1 rRNA gene is annotated in these 506 nt (G+C 51.4%); it reads right to left on the bottom strand.

What is annotated here, in order from left to right:
* Positions 1-506: ribosomal RNA gene (locus WMO42_RS13920) — 23S ribosomal RNA — on the bottom strand; the annotation flags it as partial.

The following is a 506-nucleotide window of genomic DNA, read 5'->3' as shown; positions in this document are numbered from 1 at the left end:
GTCTCCCACCTATCCTGTACATGCAATACCGAATCCCAGTATCAAGCTAGAGTAAAGCTCCATGGGGTCTTTCCGTCCTGGCGCAGGTAACCAGCATCTTCACTGGTATTTCAATTTCACCGGGTGCATTGTCGAGACAGTGCCCAAATCATTACGCCTTTCGTGCGGGTCGGAACTTACCCGACAAGGAATTTCGCTACCTTAGGACCGTTATAGTTACGGCCGCCGTTTACTGGGGCTTAAATTCAATGCTTCGATTGCTCTAACATCTCCTCTTAACCTTCCAGCACCGGGCAGGCGTCAGCCCATATACCTCACCTTTCGGTTTTGCATAGACCTGTGTTTTTGCTAAACAGTTGCTTGGGCCAGTTCTCTGCGGCTCACTTGCGTGAGCACCCCTTCTCCCGAAGTTACGGGGTCATTTTGCCGAGTTCCTTAACAATGCTTCTCCCGCCGGCCTTAGGATTCTCTCCTCATCCACCTGTGTCGGTTTACGGTACGGGTAC

Source organism: Lachnospira sp. CLA-JM-H23, assembly GCF_040096425.1.
Classification (GTDB): domain Bacteria; phylum Bacillota; class Clostridia; order Lachnospirales; family Lachnospiraceae; genus Lachnospira; species Lachnospira rogosae.
This window is presented reverse-complemented; position numbering and strand designations above follow the sequence as displayed.